The following is a 17,959-nucleotide window of genomic DNA, read 5'->3' on the forward strand; positions in this document are numbered from 1 at the left end:
CGTCGAAATATCCGCCGGTCAGTGCGCGGCAGTGGCCGCGGGCTTCCTGGCTGCTTTCACCCAGCGCCAGATAAAGCCTACAACTACTAGACTCAGCACGATGATGACGGCAATCCAAAACAGAACTTGCAACGGAGCGATCCTGCTCGCCCAGACTTCAACACTGGAAGGGAAGTAGCGCAGTTCAAAAAATGCCTTTATGCGCTCCGGACTTCTGGCGCCGCCGGGGCTGTACATGTAGTCGTGAAAGAGCCGGGCGTAGGGCCGGTAAGTGAAATACAGGCACACGCAGCTCGCGAACAGAACAAACGGCCCGTACTTGCCGGCTCCGTCCATGAAGGCATTGAGCCAACGGCTGGCGCGGAAGCCGAGCCACTGACGGCTAAAGAAGTAGCCAATACCCAGCAGCGTGCCAAGCATTGACAGGGCCGCGAGCACGCTCGAAATGCTCACCGCAACGCCCAGCGAAGTGATGTGCCCGAAGACTGCTTCCCAAATCCTCCTGGGGTTGGAATAAATCTCGCGCTCCGCTTGCAGCCTGGCCAGGATTTCTTTGCTGCGAAGTTCCTTCTCCGGGTGGGGCCATCGCTGGTACAGCGCCAGCAGTCTCTTGTGGGAGTCCGTCAGCGGGCCGCGACTGAACATTGGTTCGAAGCCGCCTTTTGTCTCGCTGTACAAGCGTGCCGAGAATTGCTCGGTGCTTAGATAGAACGCCTCCGCTTGCTCGGGATGGCCGGCGGCCAGGGCCTGGTCGCCTTGAAGAAGCAGGAGATTTGAATAGAATTTGATGTCTGTCCAGCTGGTCCAATCCTGACGGAAGATGCCGTTTGCTACCAACAGGGGACTGTGCGTTCCCATACGCAGAAAAGCGTCGCGCTCCAGCCTCATGCGACGATCAAAATAGCTGTCATACTGCGGCGCGGCGAAAGCCTTTTCCATGGCGGCCAACCATGCCTTGCGGTGCATGAGCTGCTCACCATCCCGGGGCGAAAGGGCCATGGCAAGCGAAGGCGGCCAGTTACCACCTTCGCCGAGTCTGGTGGTCTGGGCCTCCCAGATGTACGACGTCGCGTTGTCCGGGTCCCATTGTTCAAGCTCCTTGACCCAAATCTCTTGTTGCTCGTGCGGAATGTGGCCGCGAGTTTCGCTCATGTTTCCGCTCCGCGCCAGCACCACGGTCAGCACCCAAGTGAGCTCTTTATCCTGGGCGACGGCGCGCTCGGCCAGTTGCGCGGCCTTCTGCACGTTCTTGGTGTGCAACGCGGCAAATGCCAGCGCCGGTGCGTCGTTCTGGCGCTCCGCCGCGGCGGTGATCTGATCCAGGTTGCTGAGGACGTTCGGGGCCCAAGAGCTCCAGCTTTCCAGCGAAGTCTGAATGCCTTCGCGGAACACCGGCGAAAGCAGCATGGCCAGCGACAAAAGCGCCGCCAGGAACGCCATCCTCTGTGTGGGCGACGGGGGATGGATTCCTGGCGGTCCGGCGCTGCGCAGACCGTTTCCGGTGAGCGCGCGCACAAATGAAGCTTTACTCAAAAACATGCCGCCGCCCAGCGCCCACAGAACCGGGCCCGCTATGCCGTCCACGCAGGGCAGTTCGGCCAGCATGGCATCGCCCCAGGGCTGCAAGTCCGGCGGGAGGTCGCGGGCAAAGAAGCGCAGGAGGCGTTCTGAGAATCGGGTTGCGGCCACGTGCAGATTCATAGTCCGTTCATGCCTCGAAATACGCTGGCTTCAGGTGCGCCACGCGGCTGGGATTGGCCTGGAGCGCGCGCCGCGCAGCTTCCGCTCCGTCGGCGGTGAGGCGGTAAATGTGGCGAGGCTTGCCGTTTTCGCCGGCGTGTTCCCAACGCGTCTCCAGCCAATCGCGTTCGGCCAGACGCATCAGGATGGGGTAGAGCGTCCCCGATTTGAGGCCAGTCTCGCGGCTCAGATCGTATCCGTAGCGCCAGTCGGCTGGCGTGGAAAGCAGGGCGGAGAGGATGGCCAAAGTCTGCGGGGAGATGCGGACATCGTCAGGCATGGGGGCAACTCTACATATGTAGAGTTAAGAAGTCAAGGGGGAAATCTAGCGCAAGGACGCTCAAGCGGAAAAGCAGTCAGGACGGGGTGTGTGGTGAGAACTCACTAATGCGGCATGGTTGGGGACAGATTCTCTTGAGCTTTGTCATGTTGAGCGCAGGGCCGCGCGAACAATTCGCCGGCACGGAGTCGAAACATCCCGAGGTGCGTTGTGGATCCTAAGAAAGACACCAGCGGGAATCTCAAAGGCGACTCCGCTACTGTACTTTTTCGCGCTAGACTAGGCGAACAAAACAAGTTATAATAACTACCTCGTAGTTGAGGTCGGGTTGCTGTAGGCCCCATGTCCGCCCAGGCGGACGTTAAGACGATCTTTGATAACTGAGGAAACTGCTTCTTGCCACAAAAAGCGCTAATAGCCCAAAGAATCAGCAGGTTAGCAGAGAAGTTTATTCTCTGGTAAACAGTTGGGTGACCGTTGGGTCGAATGGCGGAACTCTTTTGTTTGCAACAGCGCAAACAGGGGAGGGGTGGAGGGGGAGTAACCGGATGGTGATTGGCGAGATGGTTAATGGGTAGGCGATGGCAGGGCAGTCTTGCCACGGAGACAGCGAGAAAAAACGCACGGGCAGGAGTGTCCGTGCCACACGATCCTTCAGCGCAGCCGGGGGCGGCTGCGCTCCCAAAATCCATCCTCCTGGGATGAATCGCGTAAGCCTTTTAGAATCCTAGTCGAAGGGGTGGGGGGGTAGGCACCTGTCACTTGGGGCTACCACTTCACGATCGCCGCAAAGCTCTTGGGATCAAGGCTGGCGCCGCCCACCAGCGCGCCGTCAATCTCCTCCTGCGACATCAGGGCTTTGGCGTTGTCCGGTTTGACGCTGCCGCCGTAGAGAATCCGCATGTGCGTGGCTACGCCTTCGCCAAAGGCCTTGGCCGCCTCCGCTCGGATGACGCGATGGGCTTCCACCGCCAGCTCCGGCGTTGCCGTTTTGCCGGTGCCAATGGCCCACACCGGTTCGTAGGCGACGACCAGCGGAATCGCCTCACCGCCGGAGATATCGCGAAAGGCCACACCGCACTGGCGACGCAGCACGTCTTCGGTGAGTCCGGCTTCGCGCTCCTGCAGCACTTCGCCCACGCAGACGATGGGCTTGAGTCCCGCGGAGAGGGCGCGCTTGAGCTTGCGGTTGACCGTGTCATCGGTCTCGCCGAAATACTGGCGGCGCTCCGAGTGGCCGATGACCACGTGGGTGCATCCGGCGGCCATGAGCATGTGGGCGGAGATGGCGCCGGTAAACGCGCCTTCCTGTTCCCAATGCATGTCTTGCCCGCCCACGCCGATGCCGCTGCCTTGCGCGGCTTCCACCGTAGCCGGAATGCAGACAAACGGCGGGCAGATGACGATTTCATCGCGGGTGTGTCCCCAGGCGTGCGGCATGAAGGTGGCGAGGAACTCCCGCGCCTGGTTAGGCGTTTTGTACATCTTCCAATTGGCAGCGATCAATTTTTTTCTCATGAAGGTAAGGGTTCCGTAGTGATGAGCAGATGGGGAAAGTTCCGGGCCAGTTCGCGCGCCGCACTCGCATACGTCCGCAGGGCACGCTGGTCAAAAAGCACAAAGCGCACCAGCATCACTGAGCGCGGCTTGCTCAGCAAGGCAGCGACGGCACGCAGAGCGATGGGGGCGGCAAGATGCGCAGGATATCCAAAAGCTCCGGTGGAGATAGCAGGGAAGCTGACGCTGCCGCAGCGCAGGCGTTCGGCTTCTTCCATGCAATGGCAATAGCAGCTTTCCAGAATTTGCGGTTCGTTCTTGTCACCGCCGTGCCACACCGGACCGACGGTATGAATGACGTAACGTGCTTGCAGGTTCGCGCCGGGCGTCGCCACGGCCTGGCCTGCCGGCAGCGAACCACGCTGTTCGCGCACCTTCTTGCATTCTTCCAGAAGTTGCGGACCGGCAGCGCGATGAATGGCGCCATCCACGCCGCCTCCGCCGAGCAGGCTGGAGTTGGCAGCGTTCACAATGGCGTCAGTGGTCTCTTGCGTGATATCTCCCAGAACAAGATCGAGGGCTGCTTGATCGCCAATGCGATAGCGCGGGTGAATGGTCATTTCATCTACTTGTCGGTAAGGGCCTCAACGCCGGGCAGTTTCTTGCCTTCAAGAAACTCCAGTGACGCGCCGCCTCCGGTGGAGATGTGCGTGATCTTCCCGGCGACGCCCGACTGGTGCACTGCGGCCACGGAATCTCCGCCGCCGACGATGGACGTGGCTCCGCGGTTGGCCGCCACCGCCTGGGCAATCTTCATGGTCCCCGTGGCGAACGGCGCAACTTCAAATACGCCCATGGGCCCGTTCCACACAATGGTTTTGGCTCCGGCAATTTCCTGGGAAAATGCTGCGACGGTTGCAGGGCCGATGTCCAGACCCATTTGGCCTGCGGGAATGCCGGCATCGGTGGTCACGGTCTGCGTTGCAGAAGCCGCGTCAATCTTTTCGGCAGTCACGTGGTCCAGCGGCAGCAGCATGCGGACTCTTTTGGTTTGCGCTTCTGCCAGAAGCTGTTTGGCCAGGTCGAGCTTGTCTTCTTCCACCAGCGACTTGCCCACCTGTTTGCTCTGGGCTTTCAGGAAGGTGTACGCCATGGCGCCGCCGATCAGCAGCGCATCAACTTTATTGAGGAGGTTGCGGATGACGTCAATCTTGTCAGAAACTTTGGCGCCGCCGAGAATCGCGACAAACGGCTTCTCCGGATTCGAAGTCGCTTTGCCCAGATACTCCAGTTCCTTCTGCATGAGCAGTCCGGCTGCGGCTTTGTCCACAAAGTGCGTGATGCCCACCGTGGAGGCGTGGGCGCGATGCGCGGTGCCAAACGCGTCGTTCACGTACACATCCGCCAGCGCGGCCAGCTTGCGGGAGAAACTCTCGCCATTGGCTTCTTCCTCGGCGTGGAAGCGCAGGTTTTCCAGCAGCAGCGTGTGGCCTTTGTCGAGCTTAAGGGCCATCTCTTCGGCGGCGAGTCCGATGCAGTCGGGAGCAAAGCCCACGTTGCAGCTTCGTCCCAGTTGCTCGTCCAGCAACATGCGCAGGCGTTCGGAGGCGGGCTTGAGGCTCATCTTGGCGTTGAACTTGCCCTTGGGACGCCCCAGGTGCGAAGCCAGAATGAGCCGCGCACCCTTGCGGATAGCGTATTCGATGGTGGGCAGCGTTTCGCGAATGCGCGTGTCGTCGGTAACGCGGCCGTCTTCGGACAGTGGGACGTTGAAGTCCACGCGCATGAATACGCGCTGGCCGTCGAGATGCAGGTCTTGTATGGAAAGCTTGGCCATGGCTCCTTCTTTTACAGCGCTCACGGTTACAGCCCCTTCTTGGCCATGTAGTGGATCAGGTCGCGGACGCGGCAGGAGTAGCCCCACTCATTGTCATACCAGGCGATCACCTTCACGCAGTTGCCGCAGACCACGCGGGTCATGGGCGCATCCACAATGGACGAGCGGTCGTCACCCTTGTAGTCGGACGATACCAGCTCGGCCGTTTCATAGCCCAGGATGCCTTTCATCGGACCATTGGCCGCGGCCTGCAGGGCTTTGTTCACTTCCTCCACCGTGGTGGCCTTCTCCACAAACGCCACCAGGTCCACCACGGAAACGTTCGGAGTGGGAACGCGCATGGCAAACCCGTCAAGTTTGCCTTTCAGGTCAGGGATCACCAGGTTGATCGCCTTGGCTGCGCCGGTGGAGGTTGGAATCATGTTGATGGCCGCTGCGCGGGCGCGCCGCAGGTCTTTGTGCGGGAAGTCCAAGATCACCTGGTCGTTGGTATAGGAGTGGATGGTGGTCATGGTCCCACTCTGGATCTTGAAGTTATCGTGGACCACTTTGGCCACAGGCGCCAGACAATTGGTGGTGCAAGACGCGTTGGAGATGATGTGGTGCTTGGCCGGATCGTAGTTGCCTTCATTCACGCCGAGGACAATGGTGATGTCTTCATTCTTGGCGGGCGCGGAAATGATGACCTTCTTCACCGGCCCACGTAGATGGGCCTTGGCCTTTTCCGCTTCCGTGAACTTGCCGGTGGATTCAATCACCACCTGCGCTCCCACGGAGTCCCACTTGAGCGCCGCCGGATCTTTCTCTGAGAAGACCTTGATGGTGCGGCCGTCAATGGTGATGGAGTCGCCGCTGGCCCTGATGTCATGCTTGAGGTTGCCAAGAATGGAGTCGTACTTGAGCAGGTGGGCCAGAGTCGCCGGGCTGGTCAAGTCGTTGACCGCCACGAATTCCAGGCTGGGGTCGTCGATGGCGGTGCGGAGGACATTGCGTCCGATGCGGCCAAAACCATTGATGCCAACTTTGATTGCCATAAGTTTTTTACTGTCCTCCACGCAAAGATGAAAGATAAAGGTCCCGGAAATTGCACGATCAAGATTGATTGCATAACGCTGCTCGCGAAACCAAGTGACCTGCTGGCAGAGATGGCCTGAACTCCAGCTAAAACTCTTCAGGTTAGCAGAGAAAGCAAAGCACGGGCAAATGGACCTCGTGCCGTGAGGCACGAGACGTCAATCGTTGGCCCGCAAAACACAAGGGAGTCTTTAGTTTGATAGCAGGGAAGAGCTGTTCGTTGCCGTGGAGTGATAAGGAAAAGCGTTTAAGCGCGGACGTGGTTCTGCGGTCGTCAACGCCGGTACAAGTACAACGTGTAGTCCACGTTGCCTTCAGATCTGGCAGGGAACTCTTTCTCCGCGCGCCATCCCGGGACCGGATAGTCCAGCGACACCACGCGCGCGCCTTTCGCTAACTGGCTGGCCAGACGGGGCCCCAGATAGCCGTTGACCTGAGTCAGGAGGTAGAGAGTGACCACGGTAGCGTCGCGCAGGCCGGTCTTGAAGAAATCCTCTTGCCGGAATGAAACGCGGTCTTGCAGCCCGTACTCCGCCACTTTCTCCTGTGCGTGCCGGCAAAGCTTCTCGTCAAGCTCAATGCCCACGGCGCGGCAGCCGAACTCCTGCGCCGCCATGATCGGGATGCGGCCATCGCCTGAGCCCAGGTCGTACAGCACATCGTTCGCGCCCACCTCCGCTGCTTCCAGCATCTGGCGAGCGATGGCCCACGGCGTAGGAGCAAAGAACACGGACTTGGTGAGCTGTGCCAGAGTTTCTTCCAGCGACCCAGCTTCCGTCCGGCGACCAAAAAAAGGAATGCGCATGAAAAACTAAAGCCGCGGAATCATCGCCTCCGCGGCAAAGCGTGCGAATAACGCGATGAACTTATTTTGGCGCCGGGGCTCCGGCGTTCTTTTCTTGAATGGCTTTGTCGCGCTTCTCGCCTACAGGATGAGTCGCGGCGGCATTCTTCTTCATTTTGATCTGAGCGTCAGCCTTGCCGGTGCTTTGCTCAGCCGCCGACTTGGCACGCTTCTCATTCACCACGTCAGCCTTGCTTGCACCGGCGGCGTTTTTCTTGAATTTGAACTCCGAACTGGTTTTGGCGGCATTGGCCTCGGCCTTGCCCTTCTGTTTCACGGTAAGCGCGTCTGTTTTGACGGCCGCTTTCTCGCTCGTGGCTTTGGTCATCTTGGCAGCGTCTTTTGATGAGGCGTCCGCCGCTGCAACCCTGTTCTTCTTCTGTGCAGCGTTGGCGGCCTTCTCCTGAGCAGCCTTTGACGACTTAACGGTGCTGGCCTTTTCGGTTTCTGCTTCCTTGGAACCTTTGAGGACCTGGGCTTGGGCAGGGACAGTCGGGCCGGCAAGTCCAAGCAACGACAGAAGGGCCAAATAAGCTTTACGCATAAATGTCTCCGTGAGAGACGAGCAAGAGTTATGGAAATCCACCCTGCCACAGACAGGGACCCGATCTGCCAGGAGTAACGAAGTGGCTTGGTGGTTGCGCCGCGAATTATAGCAACTTCGCCTAAGAGCGCAAGAGGTGAACGTAAAAAATCACCTTAGCCGCGGTCATTTCTCTCGTGCGTCCCCGCCATGTACGCCGGAGCGCGATTTGACGCGGGTGAAACCCGCCTTCAGGGCGATTGGCTGAACCGCGGAGGGGAGGGTAACCACCTGGGAACTCCCGTGAGAGTTGCAACGGTTCATCTTCGTGTGTTACACACGAGTCATGCGCAATTGGATGCGCGAGCGCATGCGGCGCCGTAAAAAGAAACCCGAGAACCCTTCTGAGGCTACCGGCAAAGTCGGGCAGCAAAAGCCTCCCGTAGACGAACACCACCCTGAACCCATCGTCCCGGCCTATGATGAACCGTCCGATGAAGGGCCCCGCGTAAGTCCCCGCGACGCCCGCATGGAGACGGAAGTCCAGCCGGAATCGCCTTCCACGCCTCCGGCCGGGCCGCCTGAGCAGCGGCTGGTCCAGGCAGCCAAGACCACCCGCGCCCCAAAAGGCGTCGTAGTACTGGCGATTGGCCTCCCCGGGTCCGGAAAGACTACGTGGTTCAAGCGGCGCGGCGTTACCCCGCTTTCCAGTGACATGCTGCGCTCCATCCTTTTTGATGACATCGGTGAACAGCGTTATCAGGGATTAGTGTTTTCCACCCTGCGGTCTTTGCTGCGCGCGCGCCTGATCGCCCGCATGCCCTGGAATTACGTGGACGCGAGCAACCTCGCCCCGCACGAGCGCAAGCAGTGGATCAAGATGGCTAAGGGCTTTGGATATGAGGTCCACGCGGTGTTCTTTGATGTACCACTTGAAGTTTGTCTGGAGCGCAATCGCAAGCGCGAGCGACAGGTAAAAGAAGAAGTCATCGAGCGTATGGCCGCCAAACTCAAACCGCCGACGTTTGACGAAGGCTTCGCCAAAGTCACCCTGGTGCGCGTGAAGGCCGGGGCCAAAGGGCCAGCCGAGTAAATCGAGCAATCCCGCCGCAGCGTTCTTGCGGTATCGGAAGAATCGAGAAATGCCTCGCGTAGAGACGTAGCGCCTGCTACGTCTCCAACCCTGTATCGCCGACGCGGTTCATTTTCGCGTGAAATAGAGCAGCGCGAAGATCGCCATCCACAAAATCCCCATATAGTGCCAATACCATCCGGTGGCTTGCAGGGTGACCTGGCGGAAGTCCGCGCCGCGCGGCTTCCAGCTGCGGAAGATGACCCACATCAGGGCGACCAAGCCGCACAGCAGGTGGGCGCCATGCAGCCCGGTAAACGCATAGAAGAATGAGCTTCTTGAATTCCACGCCAGAAACAGGCCTTGACGTCGCAGGATATTCCAGACTTCGACCTGCCCGCCAAGAAACGCCAGGCCCAGCAACAGCGTCAAGAACAGCCACGGCATCTCTCTGCGTCCCGCAGGAGGCACAATGCCCAGCGCGGCAAACTCACTCTGTTTGAGCAGGCGTCTGCGGGACAACTCCAGCGTACCGCTGCTCAGCAGAAGGACTGCTGAATTGATCCACAGTTGCAGGTAGGGCAGCGCCAGGGGAGTCCACACGTGGACGACGCGGTTCAAGTCCTGATCATAGTGCTCGACCGAGCGGCGCCACAGGTAAGCGACCGTCAGCGCAACGAACAGGGTAGTGATGGCGACCATGCAAATCGCCATCAGGATGCGGTAGGTCAGGTGGCGTTCGCGCTGCTGGTTAAGGTTTTCGTTACGCTCAGGATCGCCGTCATCACCACCGCCGTAGCCAAAACGATGCGGAATTTTGCCCGGACCGCCGCCGCCCAGCTTGGGCTTGCGATCAGGCTTGCGTTCGACTTCGACATGTTCCGTGACAACCGGCATGACAACTCGATTCAAGTTTCCGCGTCAGGTAGCGGCATTCTGCATACGGAAATCCGCGCCAGCCTGATCGCCGCCGTACTCGTACGAGCCTTGGCTGACAATGGGTGTAACCGCGCCAAATCCCTCCGCCGGCGCCGGCGACGCCAGAGTCCACTCCAGCGTTGTACACTCCCAGGGATTGGCTTCCGCCGGCTGGCCCTTGAACATGCTGCGAAAGAAATTCACCAGAAAGATGATCTGTCCGGCGAGAGTCACAATCGCTGCCAGCGTGATGATCTTCTGCAAAGGGGCCATCGCCGCCACATATTGTACGCCGGTTAATTCTGAATACCGCCGCGGATGTCCGGCAATTCCCAGCAGGTGCATTGGTATAAAGATGGCGTAAGCGCCCAGAAAGGTTATCCAGAAATGCAGCGCGCCCAGGCGCTCATTCATCAGGCGGCCGAACATTTTGGGGAACCAGAAATGCGTGGCGGCAAAGATCGCAAACAGCCCGGCCATGGCCATGATGAGATGAAAATGTCCGACCACAAAATACGTGTCATGCAGGTATTCATCCAACGCCGGTTGCGCCAGCAGCGGCCCGCTCAATCCGCCGGCGATGAACAATGAGACAAATCCCACGGAAAACAGCATGGGCGTGGTGAAGCGCAAGCGTCCGCCGTAGATCGTCCCCAGCCAGTTGAAAGTCTTGATGGCGGAAGGCACGGCAATGGCCGTGGTCAGCGTGGAGAAGGCAAATCCCGCGTGCGGGTCCATGCCGCTGACAAACATGTGGTGACCCCACACCATGAAGCCCATGGCGCCGATGGCGATCGTCGCCGCAACCATAGCCTTGTATCCGAACACCGGCTTACGCGAAAAAGTTGAGAGCAAGTGCGACGTAATGCCCATCGCCGGCAGAATCGCGATATAGACCTCCGGATGTCCGAAGAACCAGAACAGATGCTGCCACAGCAAGGGCGACCCGCCGCTGCGCTGCACCGGCTGTCCGTTGACGATCAATCCGCCGGGAACGAAGAAGTTGGTGCCGAAATGGCGGTCGGTCATCAGCATGACCAGCGCTACCAGAAGAATGTTGAAGGCCAGCAGAATCAAGATCGCCGTGATGAACCATGCCCAACAGGTCAGCGGCATACGCATCCAGGTCATCCCCGGTGCGCGCTTCTTCAAGGTGGTGGAAATGAAGCTGGTCGCGCTCATCACTGACGCCACGCAGAACAGCCCGATGCTCACCAGCCACAAGTCCGTCCCCAGGGCTTGCCCTGGTCCGGCGGAAGCCAGCACGCTGAGCGGCGCGTATTGCGTCCAGCCGGCCACGGACGCGCCCCCAGGCACAAAGAAGACTGACATCAACACCAGAAACGCCGCCAGCGTAGTCCAAAAGGCCAGCATGTTCAGTCGCGGAAATGCCATCTGCGACGCGCCCAGTTGCAGCGGCAGAAAGTACGTTCCGAATCCCGCTTGCGGCAGGGTGGAGAGCACAAAGAACACCATCACCGTGCCGTGGATGGTCAGGTAGCCGAGATAGTGTTCGGGTTTGATCTCGCCCAGGAAGGGAATCGCGAACTTAGGCCAGACCAGATGGATACGCATCAGCAGTGATAGCCACGCACCGCTCAACGCTGCCGCCAGCGACAAGAATAGATATTGCACGCCGATGATCTTGTGGTCCGTGCTGAAGACATAACGGCGCAGGAGGCCCGCGTGTGCAGCAGCGGCGTTGGGGGACAGGGCTGCCATTATTCCTTAGCGTTCTCCTGTGCTTTCAGCCACTTCTCAAACTCATCTTCGCTCACCACGCGCACCACGGCCCGCATGCGGTAGTGGCCTGTCCCGCACAACTGCGTGCACGCAATTTCGTAAGTTCCGATTTTGGTCGGCGTGAAATGTTTGTGGATGGTCATCCCCGGGACCGTATCCTGCTTGAAGCGCATGGCCGGAATGAACAGGCTGTGGATCACGTCTTGCGCGCGCAGCTCAAGCTGCACCAGATGGCCAACTGGCACCACCATGGAGGTCGAGACGATGTCATCCCTGCCCGCGGGGTCGCTGGGCTCAATCCCTAGCGGATTTCCTTCGTCCGGCCGCGCGAACTTCTGTGCGTCGGTGCGGCCGAGAACGCCGTCAGCTCCGGCGTATCTGAAATACCACTGAAATTGCGCGCCGGTGACTTCAACCTGCACGGCGGTGGGGCTTGGATGTTCATGGGTCATGCGCGCCCACATGCGTCCACCGGAGATGTGAAAGCTGAAAAAGATGGCGGCCATGGCCACCGTCCAGGCGATTTCCAGCCGCCAGTTTCCCGCCCAGCTTTCGCCAGCCGCTGAATCGCCGCTACGCCTCTTGGCTAGAAAGACTGCCAGCAGGACCTGTCCGGCAACGAACAAGCCGCCCAGCACCCACAGAGCGATGCGGAATTCCTGATCAACCGGCGCAGCTTCCGCCGACGCTCCAGCAGGGAACCACCAGGGATGAGCAACAAAAGCGTATACGCAGCCCAACGTAACCAGTAGCAGCGCGATCAGCAGTGCGCGGGCCATTATTTGGGAGGGTGTCCGTTCTGCAGCAGCTTGAGGAATTCCTGGTGCACGCGTGTATCGCGGGAAAGCTCAGGATGGAACGTGGCCGCCATGATCTTGCCCTGGCGCACCAGCACCGGATCGCCGCCTTCGCTGGCCAGCACTTCCACGCCCTTGCCCGTGCGCATGATCCGGGGCGCGCGGATGAACACCATCTCCAGCGGACCGCCTGCCAGCTTGGTTCCGGCTTCATGAATCGAGCTGTCAATCTGGCGGCCATAGCCGTTGCGGCGAATGCGGATGTCCAGCACGCCGAGCGATTTCTGCGCAGGGTTCTCCACTTCTTTCGCCAGCAGGATGGCTCCCGCGCACGTCCCGAACGCCGGCTTGGTGCTGACGAAGTCGCGCAACTTCTCCAGGAAGCCGTGCTCCGAAAGGAAGTTGAGAAACGTACTGGACTCGCCGCCGGGGATCACGATGGCGTCAATCGAATCGAGTTGCTCCGGCTTGCGGACAAGCGTGACCGCCGCGCCCAGCTCCTCGAGCCGGGCTTTGTGCGCTTCGTAGTCGCCTTGGATGGCCAGGACACCAACCTTCATTTTGCTGACACCTGAATTCTCACCACGGAGGCACGGAGACACGGAGGAATCACAAAAAGATGTAACGACGAGACGGCGTTGCCACGTATTCGGAGGCTGATGTCAATCTCATCGCAGAGGAATAAAACATTAATACGGCTGTTGCTCCGTGCCTCCGTGGTGAAAATTCTGACTCTACCATCCCCTGGTCTGCAGCATGTCCGCCTCAGACATCGCGGCCACGGCCAGGCCTTTCATCGCGCCGACCAGGTCTGCGCTGACTTCAAGCAACACTTTAGGATCGTCAAAGTGCGTGGTCGCGCGAACGATCGCCTTGGCGCGTTTCTCCGCTTCCGCGGGAGGCGCAAAAGTCGTCGAGTCGGACATGAAGATTCCCGATCCCACGAACACGGCTTCCGCTCCCAGTTGCCGGACCAGCGCCGCGTCCGCCGGGGTGGCGATGCCGCCGGCCGAAAAGTTCGGAACCGGCAGTTTGCCGGCCTTGGCCACCATGCGGACCAGCTCGTAGGGAGCCTGCAGGTCTTTCGCTTGGGCATAGAGCTCTTCATCAGAAAGTACGGTGAGCTGTTTCATCTCGCGAACGATTTGCCGCAGATGTTTCACCGCATGCACGACGTCGCCCGTGCCGGCCTCGCCTTTGGTGCGAATCATGGCCGCGCCTTCGGCAATGCGCCGCAAGGCTTCGCCCAGGTTGCGCGCGCCGCACACAAACGGGACCTTGAAGGCGTGCTTGTCCACGTGATGGGCTTCGTCGGCTGGCGTGAGGACTTCGGATTCGTCCACGTAATCCACGCCCAGCTCCTGCAGGATCTGCGCTTCAGCAAAATGGCCGATGCGGCACTTGGCCATGACCGGGATGGAGACGGTGTCCATGATCTCGCGGATCTTCTTGGGGGACGCCATGCGGGCCACGCCGCCCTCGGCGCGAATCTGCGCGGGTACGCGCTCCAAGGCCATCACCGCCACCGCGCCGGCCTTCTCGGCGATTGCCGCCTGCGCGGCATCGGTCACGTCCATGATCACGCCGCCTTTGAGCATCTCCGCCAGGCCCGTCTTGAGCCGCAAGCTGGTGTTGTTACCGTTCAGTTCTGACATAAGCCAAACTCCTGAAACCGCGGCCTCACGCCGCAGGCCCAACTGTTGTGTGAACCATCTATTTTAGCGCGATACCTGTCTTTGATGCATTCGACGCTCGGGTTCCTAAGGCTTGATTCGCGTAGGGCGCGCTTGGCAATGGTTTGTCATGGGTGTGCCGGACGGGAAGAGAATCAAGGCATCGATGACCCATTTGTTGGCGTCCTGCGGAGCCAGAACCACGCGTTGCCTTTGCGGCACATAGATGAATTGGGCTTGAGGCGCGCTGGCCAGGACTCTATCGAGCGTCTCACCGGAGGCAAGGCGGTTGTCTTTTGCCTCGTAGTAGACAGGTTGATGCCGGCCCCTCCAAAACGTGTCCCCGGCAAGAGGAAGTGTCTCTATGCAAAATATTTTGACGCCGGCTTGCTCCAGACGCAGAGCCATGGGCGCGAACGGTTGATTTCTTGCTGTGCCTCCGTCCGTCCTCATTGCTTTCGTAATGTGATCAGCCCCGTAGAGCACCAGGAGGGCCGGAACCTCGCGGGTATGCACCAGATCCTCGATGTTACTCGCCACCGCCTGCTCGCGCTCCTCGAGATAAGGACTGCCCGTCAGTTGACCGGTTCCTACTTCAAAACCCTGCTGGTAGGCACGTATCGAGCTTTCGACAGTGCGAAGCTCAGAGCTTACACGCGAATCCAGGGGGAAGCGTTTCAGTTGAGCGACGGTCTGAAGCCCATGTGTTTTGATTTGGTCTGCCGCAGGAATCCTTGCGCCTGCCGCCTGGGGAATTTGTTTCTTAAGGGCGATCAGGTGCTGCCGAATTGCCGGAGCCGGGGAATCAATATCAACAAAGTGAACTCGGATGCGTTCGGATTCTTGCAGGCCGGCATTGAGCGTCCTGATTCGGCCAAGAATTCCGACGCGAAGACAGAGCGTCACCGGCAGAGTGTCTGATCTGCCCTCCACATAGGCCTGCGCCTGGTCTTCGTAAACGCTCTTTTCTTCGAGCGCAACATCGCGCAAGCCTGATGTTTTGTGGAGTAGCGCGAGATATTGCAGCAAAAAGTCTGCGGTTTCTTCTATTCCGTGCAGTTCGCCAATGAGGTAGGCCTGGTAGCCCTGGGTGGGAAGCGAAAGACTTTCAACCTTGCTGCCCGCCCAGACGCCCGGACGGATCTCTTGTGCCTTCGCCACTGGCGCATTGATTAGAAGAAGCACCAAAACCAGGATGCAAGCCTTGAGAGGTTCTTTCGAGGTTCGTACCATCGTCGCCTTTCCTAGTCTTCCGGCTGCAGGTGCTGCGAGAACATCTTCTTGATGTCGATGGCCACAAACGTGCCGCTGCTGCGGGCCAGCAGAGCGCCGGATTCGTCCGTGATTTCGGCCACGTTAGTGTGCTTGCGCCCTTCCACTTGCCGCTCGCGCGCGGTCACGGTGAGCGCTTTGCCTAGAGGCACCGGCCTCATGTACTCCACGTTCAAGGACTTGGTCAGGGCGATCACGTTGCGCAACTTGTTCACTTTGCCCATGGCTTCATCCAATATCACGGCGATGATCCCCCCGTGCGCGTGCCCCGGAGGCCCTTGGTACTTCTTCGCCAGGTTGAAATTACAGTAGGCCGTTCGGGCGGCTTCGTCAAAAAAGAAGTCGAGTTGCATGCCGTCGGCATTGCCCTTGCCGCAGGCAAAGCAGTTGTTCTGCACAGGATGGTCTTTGCCGATATGCTCTGAGTGGCCGGGGGCTGGTTTGTGCTTGGACATGGAAGAAAGCTGATTCTAGCACCGCCAGCGAATCCATCACGGCGACACGACGTGTTTCAGGGCGAAGCCGACTTGCGTGCTGAGGCCGTCGTTGCGAGCGCAGAGGACATCGCATTTGGACAACAGCCGACGGCGGTTTGGAGCGTCGCGACATGAATTACGAGTGTTCTAGCTCTTCCTCCCCACCAGCTCCGCCGCAGCTTTGCCTTCCAGTGTTTCGTGATAATGCAGCACGCGCATGTGAGACGAGAAAGCATGCAGTAGCTCATTCGGCTGCAGCAAATATCGCGGATCGTCCGGTCCGCCGGGGACTTTCATGCGGTCAATCGTGTACGTCCGATAGATCAAGAACCCGCCGGGCTTGAGCGCGCGCAGGATGGCAGGGAAGAGTTCGCGTTTGAGAAAGTAGAACACCACAATCGCGTCATACAACTCGCTCCCCAGATCGGTGATGGTGTTCAGATCCACGACTGCCGTGTCCAGAGTTAGGGTGTGTGCAGCAGCTTTTTCCTTCGCCAACCCCAGCCCTACTTCCGAGATGTCCACGAGCTTCACTTGCCATCCGCGCTGAACCAGAAATAGCGAATTCCTTCCGGCGCCGCCGGCCAGATCCAGGGCTTTCCCCGGCGCGATGTTGACCAGAAATTCGTCGTAAACGCGCTTCAGGAAGTCATCAGGCTCGGTCCATGATCCTGGGCCTTCAGTGTAACGGGTGTCCCAACGAGCTTTTTCTCCGGGTCGCATTCGTTAGCAGAGAGGACACAAACCGATGCTGGAACACATCGCCCAGCACTCCATTGTTTTTCTCTGCGCCCTCCATTCTCCGTTGCGGGGGTTGATTTTCCCTTGCGCTATACTGGCACAAGTGCCTGACATTCCACAAAACGCGTCTTCACGAGACACTGCGGGCCAGAAGGCTTTCTACATCGAGACCTTTGGCTGCCAGATGAATGTGCATGACTCGGAGAAAGTCATCGGGACGCTGCTGCGCCATGGGTATCGCCAGGTGCAGACCGTGGAAGAGGCCGACCTGGTACTCTACAACACCTGCTCCATCCGCGACAAAGCCGAACAAAAAGTCTTCAACCGCCTCAACGACTACAAGAAATACCAGAAGCAGGGCAAGAAGTTTGCCGTCCTGGGCTGCGTGGCGCAGCAGGAAGGCGAAAAAATCTTTGAGAAGGCGCCGTATGTTTCACTGGTGGCCGGATCGGCGTCGTATCGTAACTTGCCGCAAATGCTGGTGCAGCTGGAAGCAGGGAACAATCGCGTCACCGGCCTGGACGACCGCGAGACCGATCTGACGTTTGAGACCGAGTTCACTGCCCGCAGCAACCCGCATCGCGGCTACATCACGATCATTGAGGGCTGTGACAAGTTCTGTGCCTACTGCGTCGTGCCCTACACTCGCGGCAAAGAACGCAGCCGGACGTCAGAGTCCGTGCTGTCTGAAGCCCGCCAGATGGCCGACCTGGGCTATACCGATATTCAGCTTCTAGGCCAGAACGTAAATGCCTACGCCGACCCGCTGGCGAAGAAGACTTTTGCCGAACTGCTCTACGCCGTGGGTGAGCTGCCGGGTATCCGTCGCGTGCGCTTTACCACGTCGCACCCGCGGCATTTCAGCCGGGACATCGTGGAGGCCATTGACGCCTTGCCGACGCTCTGCGACCACGTCCATCTGCCGGTGCAGAGTGGGTCGTCGCGCGTGCTCCAGGCCATGAACAGGGAATACACCCGCGAGATGTACCTGGAGAAGATCGCCTGGATCAGGGCCGCCAAGCGGGACATATCGCTGACCACGGACTTGATCGTTGGCTTCCCCGGCGAAACGGAAGCTGAATTCGAAGAGACCATTACCTTGATGCACGAGGGCCAATTCGATGCCGTCTTCGGCTTCAAGTACTCGCCGCGTCCCAACACGCCGGCCATCGGCATGGATGACAGCATCCCAGACGCCGAGAAATCCCGCCGGCTACAGATTCTGCTGGACCGCCAGCGTGAAATCCAACGGGCTAATTATGAGAAGAAGGTCGGGCGGATCTTTGAAGTGATGGTTGAGGGTTTGAACGAGGCCCGCGGACAGGTCGTTGGCCGCACCTCACAAAATATAACGTTAAACTTCACTGTTTCCGGACAAGCTGTGCCAAATACTGGAAGTTACACTAATGTCATGGTCACCAAGAGCTTTCCCAACAGCCTGGTGGGCGAGATGGTGGTTTGAGCGGGTCACC

18 protein-coding genes are annotated in these 17,959 nt (G+C 59.3%); 2 read left to right on the plus strand and 16 right to left on the minus strand.

Translation table 11 applies throughout. From position 1 onward, the window contains the following. Nucleotides 1-18: 18 nt before the first annotated feature. From LAO20_14095 to LAO20_14130, 8 genes are all read right to left on the minus strand, one after another. On the minus strand, nucleotides 19-1,701 hold the full coding sequence (locus LAO20_14095; GenBank protein MBZ5532559.1) for a hypothetical protein: 1,683 nt from the start codon (nucleotides 1,699-1,701) through the stop codon (nucleotides 19-21). A 7-nt stretch (nucleotides 1,702-1,708) separates the two neighbouring features. After that, nucleotides 1,709-2,020 (minus strand): PadR family transcriptional regulator, encoded by a 312-nt coding sequence (locus LAO20_14100; GenBank protein ID MBZ5532560.1) that lies wholly within the window; start codon nucleotides 2,018-2,020, stop codon nucleotides 1,709-1,711. 768 nt (nucleotides 2,021-2,788) lie between these two features. Continuing rightward, on the minus strand, nucleotides 2,789-3,538 hold the full coding sequence (gene tpiA / locus LAO20_14105) for a triose-phosphate isomerase (GenBank protein ID MBZ5532561.1): 750 nt from the start codon (nucleotides 3,536-3,538) through the stop codon (nucleotides 2,789-2,791). Then, complete coding sequence (locus tag LAO20_14110) at nucleotides 3,535-4,137, minus strand: O-acetyl-ADP-ribose deacetylase (protein MBZ5532562.1); 603 nt, start codon at nucleotides 4,135-4,137, stop codon at nucleotides 3,535-3,537. The genes tpiA and LAO20_14110 overlap by 4 nt, the downstream gene beginning before the upstream one ends. 5 nt (nucleotides 4,138-4,142) lie before the next feature. Continuing rightward, the gene (locus LAO20_14115; GenBank protein MBZ5532563.1) at nucleotides 4,143-5,354 is read right to left on the minus strand and encodes a phosphoglycerate kinase; all 1,212 of its coding nucleotides are present in this window, start codon (nucleotides 5,352-5,354) and stop codon (nucleotides 4,143-4,145) included. A 26-nt stretch (nucleotides 5,355-5,380) separates the two neighbouring features. Then, nucleotides 5,381-6,388, minus strand: coding sequence for a type I glyceraldehyde-3-phosphate dehydrogenase (gap, locus tag LAO20_14120; GenBank protein ID MBZ5532564.1), 1,008 nt, complete (start codon nucleotides 6,386-6,388; stop codon nucleotides 5,381-5,383). A gap of 314 nt (nucleotides 6,389-6,702) precedes the next feature. Further along, nucleotides 6,703-7,233, minus strand: coding sequence for a methyltransferase domain-containing protein (locus tag LAO20_14125; GenBank protein MBZ5532565.1), 531 nt, complete (start codon nucleotides 7,231-7,233; stop codon nucleotides 6,703-6,705). 61 nt (nucleotides 7,234-7,294) lie between these two features. Next, nucleotides 7,295-7,816, minus strand: a complete 522-nt coding sequence (locus LAO20_14130; protein MBZ5532566.1) for a hypothetical protein — start codon at nucleotides 7,814-7,816, stop codon at nucleotides 7,295-7,297. Between the two features lie 349 nt (nucleotides 7,817-8,165). Between LAO20_14130 and LAO20_14135 the strand changes: the two genes are divergently transcribed. Beyond that, nucleotides 8,166-8,888, plus strand: coding sequence for an AAA family ATPase (locus tag LAO20_14135; GenBank protein MBZ5532567.1), 723 nt, complete (start codon nucleotides 8,166-8,168; stop codon nucleotides 8,886-8,888). Between the two features lie 108 nt (nucleotides 8,889-8,996). Here LAO20_14135 and LAO20_14140 read toward each other — a convergent pair whose 3' ends face one another. From LAO20_14140 to LAO20_14175, 8 genes are all read right to left on the minus strand, one after another. Then, a complete protein-coding gene (locus LAO20_14140; protein ID MBZ5532568.1) occupies nucleotides 8,997-9,764 on the minus strand; it encodes a cytochrome c oxidase subunit 3 in 768 nt (255 codons plus the stop codon). 24 nt (nucleotides 9,765-9,788) lie between these two features. After that, the gene (locus LAO20_14145) at nucleotides 9,789-11,507 is read right to left on the minus strand and encodes a cbb3-type cytochrome c oxidase subunit I (GenBank protein ID MBZ5532569.1); all 1,719 of its coding nucleotides are present in this window, start codon (nucleotides 11,505-11,507) and stop codon (nucleotides 9,789-9,791) included. Then, on the minus strand, nucleotides 11,507-12,307 hold the full coding sequence (locus LAO20_14150) for a cytochrome C oxidase subunit II (GenBank protein MBZ5532570.1): 801 nt from the start codon (nucleotides 12,305-12,307) through the stop codon (nucleotides 11,507-11,509). Before LAO20_14150 ends, LAO20_14145 begins: the two co-directional genes overlap by 1 nt. Beyond that, nucleotides 12,307-12,885, minus strand: a complete 579-nt coding sequence (gene pdxT / locus LAO20_14155; protein ID MBZ5532571.1) for a pyridoxal 5'-phosphate synthase glutaminase subunit PdxT — start codon at nucleotides 12,883-12,885, stop codon at nucleotides 12,307-12,309. The genes LAO20_14150 and pdxT overlap by 1 nt, the downstream gene beginning before the upstream one ends. 174 nt (nucleotides 12,886-13,059) lie before the next feature. Next, on the minus strand, nucleotides 13,060-13,980 hold the full coding sequence (gene pdxS / locus LAO20_14160) for a pyridoxal 5'-phosphate synthase lyase subunit PdxS (protein ID MBZ5532572.1): 921 nt from the start codon (nucleotides 13,978-13,980) through the stop codon (nucleotides 13,060-13,062). A 105-nt stretch (nucleotides 13,981-14,085) separates the two neighbouring features. Then, the gene (locus LAO20_14165; protein ID MBZ5532573.1) at nucleotides 14,086-15,231 is read right to left on the minus strand and encodes a hypothetical protein; all 1,146 of its coding nucleotides are present in this window, start codon (nucleotides 15,229-15,231) and stop codon (nucleotides 14,086-14,088) included. Between the two features lie 11 nt (nucleotides 15,232-15,242). After that, the gene (locus LAO20_14170) at nucleotides 15,243-15,725 is read right to left on the minus strand and encodes a PaaI family thioesterase (protein ID MBZ5532574.1); all 483 of its coding nucleotides are present in this window, start codon (nucleotides 15,723-15,725) and stop codon (nucleotides 15,243-15,245) included. A 168-nt stretch (nucleotides 15,726-15,893) separates the two neighbouring features. After that, complete coding sequence (locus LAO20_14175; GenBank protein ID MBZ5532575.1) at nucleotides 15,894-16,469, minus strand: methyltransferase domain-containing protein; 576 nt, start codon at nucleotides 16,467-16,469, stop codon at nucleotides 15,894-15,896. A 25-nt stretch (nucleotides 16,470-16,494) separates the two neighbouring features. Between LAO20_14175 and miaB the strand changes: the two genes are divergently transcribed. After that, entirely contained in the window at nucleotides 16,495-17,949 is a 1,455-nt protein-coding gene (gene miaB / locus LAO20_14180) for a tRNA (N6-isopentenyl adenosine(37)-C2)-methylthiotransferase MiaB (GenBank protein ID MBZ5532576.1), read from the plus strand. The last annotated feature ends 10 nt before the right edge of the window (nucleotides 17,950-17,959 follow it).

The sequence above is a fragment of the Terriglobia bacterium genome, assembly GCA_020072815.1.
GTDB lineage: Bacteria > Acidobacteriota > Terriglobia > Terriglobales > Acidobacteriaceae > Angelobacter.

Coding starts and splice junctions, on each gene's coding strand:
- LAO20_14095 (MBZ5532559.1), bottom strand. CDS start 1,701: ATGAATCTGCACGTGGCCGCAACCCGATTCTCAGAACGCCTCCTGCGC.
- LAO20_14100 (MBZ5532560.1), bottom strand. CDS start 2,020: ATGCCTGACGATGTCCGCATCTCCCCGCAGACTTTGGCCATCCTCTCC.
- tpiA (MBZ5532561.1), bottom strand. CDS start 3,538: ATGAGAAAAAAATTGATCGCTGCCAATTGGAAGATGTACAAAACGCCT.
- LAO20_14110 (MBZ5532562.1), bottom strand. CDS start 4,137: ATGACCATTCACCCGCGCTATCGCATTGGCGATCAAGCAGCCCTCGAT.
- LAO20_14115 (MBZ5532563.1), bottom strand. CDS start 5,354: ATGGCCAAGCTTTCCATACAAGACCTGCATCTCGACGGCCAGCGCGTA.
- gap (MBZ5532564.1), bottom strand. CDS start 6,388: ATGGCAATCAAAGTTGGCATCAATGGTTTTGGCCGCATCGGACGCAAT.
- LAO20_14125 (MBZ5532565.1), bottom strand. CDS start 7,233: ATGCGCATTCCTTTTTTTGGTCGCCGGACGGAAGCTGGGTCGCTGGAA.
- LAO20_14130 (MBZ5532566.1), bottom strand. CDS start 7,816: ATGCGTAAAGCTTATTTGGCCCTTCTGTCGTTGCTTGGACTTGCCGGC.
- LAO20_14135 (MBZ5532567.1), top strand. CDS start 8,166: ATGCGGCGCCGTAAAAAGAAACCCGAGAACCCTTCTGAGGCTACCGGC.
- LAO20_14140 (MBZ5532568.1), bottom strand. CDS start 9,764: ATGCCGGTTGTCACGGAACATGTCGAAGTCGAACGCAAGCCTGATCGC.
- LAO20_14145 (MBZ5532569.1), bottom strand. CDS start 11,507: ATGGCAGCCCTGTCCCCCAACGCCGCTGCTGCACACGCGGGCCTCCTG.
- LAO20_14150 (MBZ5532570.1), bottom strand. CDS start 12,307: ATGGCCCGCGCACTGCTGATCGCGCTGCTACTGGTTACGTTGGGCTGC.
- pdxT (MBZ5532571.1), bottom strand. CDS start 12,885: ATGAAGGTTGGTGTCCTGGCCATCCAAGGCGACTACGAAGCGCACAAA.
- pdxS (MBZ5532572.1), bottom strand. CDS start 13,980: ATGTCAGAACTGAACGGTAACAACACCAGCTTGCGGCTCAAGACGGGC.
- LAO20_14165 (MBZ5532573.1), bottom strand. CDS start 15,231: ATGGTACGAACCTCGAAAGAACCTCTCAAGGCTTGCATCCTGGTTTTG.
- LAO20_14170 (MBZ5532574.1), bottom strand. CDS start 15,725: ATGTCCAAGCACAAACCAGCCCCCGGCCACTCAGAGCATATCGGCAAA.
- LAO20_14175 (MBZ5532575.1), bottom strand. CDS start 16,469: ATGCGACCCGGAGAAAAAGCTCGTTGGGACACCCGTTACACTGAAGGC.
- miaB (MBZ5532576.1), top strand. CDS start 16,495: ATGCTGGAACACATCGCCCAGCACTCCATTGTTTTTCTCTGCGCCCTC.